This is a genomic window from Bacillus siamensis KCTC 13613, assembly GCF_000262045.1.
Lineage (GTDB): Bacteria > Bacillota > Bacilli > Bacillales > Bacillaceae > Bacillus > Bacillus siamensis.
This window is the reverse complement of sequence record NZ_AJVF01000013.1, coordinates 154,298-161,879: the sequence shown is the minus strand read 5'-3', so window position 1 is coordinate 161,879 and position 7,582 is coordinate 154,298. Positions and strand designations below refer to the sequence as shown.

The following is a 7,582-nucleotide window of genomic DNA, read 5'->3' as shown; positions in this document are numbered from 1 at the left end:
GGACGGCTTTGCAAAACACTGAAGATCTTCTTTACAAACTATTGGCAGGCCAGCTGAAATCTGTCGGATTCTTTACAGAAAATGAGACACAGCCTGTATTGCAGGGGTTTTACGGCAGGTGGCTGGAAGAAAGCATCTCCATCTTGGTGCAAAAAGGCTTTTTGAAACAGTCAGGCAGTACGTATGTGTTAACAGGTCCGATAGAGCGTGCGGACGTGCTGTGGAAAGAATGGGATGAAAAGAAAGCTCCTTTACTCAAGGACAGCAGCAAACAGGCGATGATCACTTTAGTGGAGACAGCCCTCAGAGCTTTGCCGGATATTTTATCCGGCAGAGTTTCTGCCACTGATGTTCTGTTTCCTGATTCCTCAATGGAATTGGTAGAAGGAATTTATAAAAACAATGAAACGGCAGATTACTTTAATGAAGTGCTCGCTGACACATTGACGGCTTTCATTGATGAACGCCTGAAAGAAGACCCGAACGCAGAAATCCGGATATTAGAGATCGGAGCGGGGACGGGCGGGACAAGCGCGACCGTTTTCAAAAGATTAAAAGAGTACAAACATCATGTAAAAGAATATTGTTATACCGATCTGTCAAAGGCCTTTTTCATGCATGCTGAAAAAGAATACGGCCCCGACAATCCGTATTTGACTTATAAGCGCTTTAACGTGGAGGAGCCCCCGGCTTTACAGGGTGTAGAGGCCGGCGCATATGACGCGGTGATTGCGGCAAATGTGCTTCACGCGACAAAAAATATTCGCCAGACGCTTCGCAATGCCAAAGCGGTGCTTAAAAAGAATGGGATTTTGCTATTAAATGAGATCAGCAGCCATTCGATTTATTCTCACCTGACATTCGGTCTTTTAGAAGGCTGGTGGCTGTATGAAGACGCCGAACTGCGTATTCCCGGGTGCCCGGGGCTGTATCCTGAAGCGTGGCAGTCCGTGCTGGAAAGCGAGGGATATCGGTACGTTACATTTATGGCGGAATCGTCACATCAGCTCGGCCAGCAGATCGTGGCGGCAGAAAGCGACGGCGTCATCAGGCAAAAACAGCAGGATGCGCAGGCGGCTGAAGAAACTGCAGCTTCCAAAGAGCCGGCTGATTTCACAGAACCGGCTTTCTCAGTGACAGACCGGACCGTGCAATTCATAAAAGAAACGTTAGCCAAGTCGATAAAGCTTGCTCCCGAGCGCATTCAGCCGGAAACGAGCTTTGAAAAATACGGCATTGACTCCATTTTGCAGGTGAATTTCATCCGTGAACTGGAAACATTGACGGGCGAGCTGCCGAAAACGGTCTTATTTGAACATACGAATACGAAAGAACTTGCCGAGTATTTGCTGGAAACTTACCCGGATAAGCTTCAACAGGCATTTGGAGCTGAAGAAGCGCCTCCTGAAACGGAGCATCGGGAACCTGTAATGGCTGAACCGGTGCCGCTCGTCACGGAAACGCGGCGATTTATCACTGAACCAAAAGAGCCGGACGCGCCAAAGCCAGAAAAAGAAACCGCCGCCGCTGATCGCTCTGAACGTGACGACATTGCCATTATCGGCATCAGCGGCCGCTACCCCGAGTCTGAAACCCTCGATGAGCTGTGGGAGCATTTAAAAGCCGGAGACAGCTGTATCTCAGAAGCCCCGGAAAACAGATGGAAATTCGGTCTTCTGAAAACAATGGCAAAAGAAACACGAAAAGAAGATCGCAAAACAAGGTACGGCGGATTTCTGCAGCATATTGACGCTTTTGATCATCACTTGTTTGACGTTAAGGAAGACCATGTGATGGAGATGACGCCTGAGCTCCGGTTAAGCCTTGAAACCGTATGGGAAACATTTGAGAATGGAGGCTACTCGTTAGAAAGATTAAACAAATGGCAGGAATCAGACAGCGGCATCGGTGTATTTATGGGCAGTATGTACAATCAATATTTCTGGAATATCCCGTCATTGGAAAAAGCCGCGCTCAGCTCTAACGGAGGGGATTGGCATATCGCCAACCGCATTTCTCACTTTTTCAATTTAACGGGTCCGAGCATGGGCGTTACGACCGCATGCTCCAGCTCACTGAGCGCCATCCATCTCGCCTGTGAGAGCCTGAAGCTTAACAGCTGTTCCATGGCGATTGCCGGAGGGGTCAATCTCACGCTTGAACCGTCTAAATATGATGCGCTTGAACGGGCGAATTTGCTTGAACAGGGAAGTGAAAGTAAAAGCTTCGGGACCGGCACAGGCCTGATGCCGGGAGAAGGGGTCGGGGCAGTGCTCTTGAAGCCGCTCTCCAAAGCGGTTGCCGACAGCGATCATATTTACGGCATCATTAAAAGCAGCGCATTGTGCCATAGCGGCGGAAGGCAGATGTACACGGCTCCGGATCCGAAACAGCAGGCGAAGCTCATGGCGGCTTCCATCAGCAAAGCCGGAATCAATCCGGAAACAATCAGTTATGTTGAATCAGCGGCAAACGGCTCTGTATTGGGAGATCCGATTGAGGTGATTGCCCTGACAAACGCGTTTTCGCAATATACCGGTAAAAAACGTTTTTGCGCGCTTGGATCCGTCAAGTCAAATCTCGGCCATTTAGAGGCGGCTTCCGGTATGTCCCAGCTCACGAAAGTGCTGCTGCAAATGGAGCGGGAAACGTTAGTTCCGACGATTAACGCAAAACCGCAAAATCCGAATATCTCGCTTGAACAAACGGCCTTTTATCTGCAGGAGAAAACCGAGTATTGGGAGCGTCTGAAGGATGCCGAGACGGGAGACATCATCCCGCGGAGAAGCATGATCAATTCCTTCGGGGCAGGCGGGGCATATGCAAACCTGATCGTAGAAGAATATATCAGTCCGAATTCCGATCATGACCGTCACGGCAATGAGGAGTATATTTTCCCCGTGTCAGCGAAAACGAAATGGAGTTTTGAAGCCTATCTTGACAGGCTGGCGGTTTTTTTAGAAAAAACGCCTTCACTTCATCCGGCCGCTATTGCATCCGCTCTGCAAAAAAGAACGCATCATTCGGAGTATCGGGCGGCATTTACGGCTTCTTCCGTACAGGAACTGCTGAACGAGCTGGCTTCTTACCGCTCGGATCAGCCGGGCCGGAGCCGCTCAGATTCTGCTGTCGGCCACCGGGCGCGGCAATGGGAAAAAGGAGAGAATATCGCATTTGGTCAGTTGCAGCAAGAGCACGCCGTTCATCTGCCGGCTTATGCTTTTGACCGCCGGACTTCTTTTCAGTTCGGTGAATCAGAAAACGCTGCCCGTGTTCAGGTGATATACAGTGATGATGATCCATATGTGCAGGGGCATCAATTCAGCGGAGAACCTGTCCTCGTCGGCGCTACATACAAAAGCCTGGCAGCCGAGCAGTTTTATCATCTCTTTCCTGAAGCGGAAGGAGGGCAAATCAAAAAACTGAATTACGTCAATCCCATTGCCGTAAAAAAAGGCGATCGCATCGAGCTGAAAACAGAATCGAAGCAAAACGGGGATACATTTGAACTGAGCATGATGTACCGCAGCCGCACGTCTCCTGATTGGAGCATAGCGGCGTATGCCGAGTGCAGTCCGTATCCGTTTCAGAAGCAGCAAGTAGATCTGGCGGCCATTCAGCGTTCTTACCGGGAAGTGGGGATAGATAAGGTATACGGCGACGGCACGGGAACCGTCGTGTGGGGAGAAGAATTTAAAACGATCACACGCCTGTACAAAGGCACTGATGCGGTGTTAGCAAAGCTGAAACTGAATAATATCGGCTCACAACAAGCGCATCATTACGCCATAAATCCGTTAATCGCCAACAGTGCTTACTTGGCCGCGCTGTCTTTATTGGACCAAGCCGATGCGGAAAGCTATCTGCCGTTCGGCATTAATGCTGTCACCTTCAGCAGCCCGGCAGATCTCGATGATTGCTGGCTGCACATCAAGCTGGCCAAACAAACAGGGGAAATGATCCTATTTAACGCGGATGTCATCAGCAGCCGATCTGAAGTGGTGATGTGTTATGAAGGCTATGCCCTGAAACGGTTCCGTCCGGAAGCCAAACAGATCAATCAGCCGGCCCGAACGGCTCTTAAAAGCCCGGGGGATCTGGTTTCTGCCGGCAGTCTGACAGATCATATCCGCAGCTATGTCCTTGGCAAGCTTGCCAAAATGATGAGTGAACCTGTGCCATCCCTGCGTTCTGATGTAAATATTATGGAATTGGGGCTTGATTCAGCGAGCCTGATCGGACTGACAAAAGAGATCGGCCAAGAGGCAGAAATCGATGTGAATCCGACATTGTTTTTCGAGTACCCGACGGCAGAAGAGCTGACCCGCCACTTCGCGTCAGCGTATGAGAGCAAGTTTTCTCAATTGCTTGCCGATCACAAACATACAGAAGAGGCTAAGGTCACGGAAACAGAAGAGCGCACTTTGCCGAAGGAACAGCATACGCCTTGTGATAACGGCAATATCAAACAAGGAATCGCCATTATCGGTATGTCAGGCCAGTTTCCGCAATCTCCGGATGTCCAGTCTTTTTGGGAGCATATCGTAAACGGAGATCACTGTATTTCAGAAATTCCGGCGAACCGCTGGGACTGGCGCCGTTACGCCGATGATGAGGATGACACAGGTCTCAAATGGGGCGGTTTTATTGACGGTGTCGGAGAATTTGACCCGCTCTTTTTCGGAATTTCTCCTAAAGAGGCTTCGCAAATGGGGCCGGAGCAGTTTCTGCTTTTGATGCATACATGGAAGGCAATGGAGGATGCGGGCCTGACGAGTAAGACGTTATCAAGCAGACCGACGGGCGTTTTCGTTGCCGCGGGTAATAGCGACCCGAACAATGGAACAGCCATTCCGTCCATTATCCCAAACAGGATATCATATGCCTTGAATTTACAAGGACCGAGTGAATATTACGAGGCGGCCTGCACGTCAACACTAGTGGCTTTGCACAGGGCGGTTCAATCAATCCGTCATAACGAATGTGAGCAGGCTGTCGTGGGCGCCGCCAATATTCTGCAATCGCCGAAGGGCTTTATCGGTTTTGACGCAATGGGATATTTAAGCAAAAACGGCCGGGCGAAATCTTTCCAAAAAGATGCCGATGGCTTTGTCAGAAGTGAAGGCGCGGGCGTCATCATTATCAAACCGCTTGAGGCGGCAATTGAAGACAGCGATCATATTCACATGGTCATAAAAGGAACCGGGGTGTCTCATGGCGGTAAAGGCATGTCGCTTCACGCGCCGAATCCGGCGGGGATGAAGGCTGCGATGAAAAAAGCGTACGAAAACACCGATGTTGACCCGCAAACCGTCACATACATTGAAGCACACGGCATCGCCTCCGAAATGGCAGATGCGCTTGAGTTCAATGCAATCCAAGCGGGTTACGGCGAGTCTGCGAATGAGGAGGAAAGTGCGCCTTGTTACATCAGCACCGTGAAACCTTGCATCGGTCATGGCGAACTCGCTTCCGGACTGGCCGCCCTTATAAAAGTGGCGATGGCCATGAAACATCATACCATCCCGGGGATTCCCGGTTTCACAGCCGCAAATGAGCAAATGACCAATCAGCAAAGCCGCTTACGATTCACTGAAGACAATCAAGAATGGACACAGCTTACCGACCGTACAGGCAGTCCGATTCCGCGCAGGGCCGCAATTAACAGCTATGGATTCGGCGGCATGAATGCGCATGTCGTTTTGGAACAGTACAGTCCGAGCCCTAAAGACAAAGAATCTGTGCATGAACCGCAGCTTATCGTGCTTTCTGCTAAGAGCGAAGGCCGGCTTAAGGCGGCCGCAGGTCAGCTGACCGATTTCATACAAGCTGAACATACTCCGTCACTGCGGGATATTGCTTATACGCTCCAGACCGGCCGCGAGGCGATGCATTGCCGCCTGGCATTCGTTGCCCGCAATCAAGATGAACTGCTGGAAAAGCTGAAAGATTACAGAGAGTTTTCAGGAGAAAGCAATGGAGTGAAAAGCTTCTTTACCGGCAGTCAGCAGACTGGAGCAGGAGACATCGGCATTTTACTGGAAGGGACGCTCGGTACAGTCGTCACGGAGACGCTTTTGGCTGAAAACAATCTGGAAAAGCTTGCATTTTGCTGGGTGAAAGGTGCGGATATACCGTGGGACAGACTTCACCAAGGCAAATCTGTTCAAAGAGTGCCGCTTCCGACATATCCTTTTGAAAAACAGAAGTATTGGAACGGCAGTCAGACAGAAGACATCAGCCTTGAACCGATTCTAGAGAATCAACAGCTCCGCCGCGGGGGCGCGGCTGACATAGTGGCTGACATTTTAGGAATGGACGCAGCGGAAATGGACCCAAATAAGCCGCTGACTGAATACGGCTTCGATTCAATGTCCTGTATTCAGCTTCTGAAAAAACTTGAAGACACAGACTGCCGAGTAAGTCTGGAAGCTCTTCAGAACTGCAGCACTCTTCAGGAGCTCAGCTTGCTGTTAAAAACGAACAAATCGCAGGATGGGGAAGGGAAATTTCCCGAACTCGTCAAGCTCAATGAAAGAGAAACAGGACGTCCTGTTTTCTGGTTTCATGGAGGAACGGGAGGCGTCGAAGCGTATCAGCCATTCGCCAAAAAAAGCCAGCGTCCTTTTTACGGCATTCAGGCAAGAGGTTTGACAGGGAAAGATCCGCTGCAAGGAATCGGAGAGATGGCCGCTTCTTATGCGAGAATCATTCAAGCGGTACAGCCGAAAGGCCCTTATGACCTCGGCGGATATTCCTTGGGCGGAATGCTCGCATATGAAACGGCGCGCCTTTTGCAGGAGGAAGGTCATACGGTGAAAAGCGCCGTCATGATTGATACCCCGTATAGTGAAAAATGGAAAGAAAGAAAACCATCTGTCAAGTCAGTCATGCTGCAAACGATCAATACGATGCTTACGGCATATCTCAAGCCTGAAAATCCTGAAGACGCATTAATCAGCAGGGAAGACATTAACGTGCAGGCTGGGGAAGAGGCTGTATTGAATGAATTGATCAGCCTTGCCAAAGAGCGCGGACTGCCAAAACCGGAAGAAGCGATCCGGATGCAGATGGAGCAAATGATGAAGACGCAGCTTGCTTACGGAATGGAAGAGTATGATATGAAGCCGCTGCCGCATCCGGAAACGCTGCAGTGCTACTATTTCCGTAATAAAAGCGGCTTGTTCCTCGGAGATCTTGAACGTTATCTGACAGCAGAGGAAGAACAAAATCTGTTAGACCATGAGGCGTATTGGGAAGAATGGGAACGGCAGATAAAACAATTTCACCTGCTGGATGTTCATTCTTCTAATCATGTTACAATGCTGTCGGAATCAAAGCCGCAAAACGCCATTAAGGCATTCTGTGAAAAACTGTACGCAAATAAAGGAACAATAAGCGCCAATTTCCTTAATTCTTTCAGAAAAAAGCTGGACGAAACAAATGAGTTGGTAAAACGGTAATATAGAAAGAGCTGCCAGAGCAATCCGGCAGCTCTTTTTGACTAATGAGAACTAAATTTACTATGTACTAAATTTTCATAGTAATTTGTTGTTTCCTGTTAATAAGATATTTAAAAACC

The 7,582-nt window shown here is 49.5% G+C and carries 1 protein-coding gene; it reads left to right on the top strand.

The features are described 5' to 3' along the window. Nucleotides 1-8 precede the first annotated feature (8 nt). Nucleotides 9-7,463 (top strand): beta-ketoacyl synthase N-terminal-like domain-containing protein, encoded by a 7,455-nt coding sequence (locus Y79_RS0101090; RefSeq protein WP_016936039.1) that lies wholly within the window; start codon nt 9-11, stop codon nt 7,461-7,463. Nucleotides 7,464-7,582 lie beyond the last annotated feature (119 nt).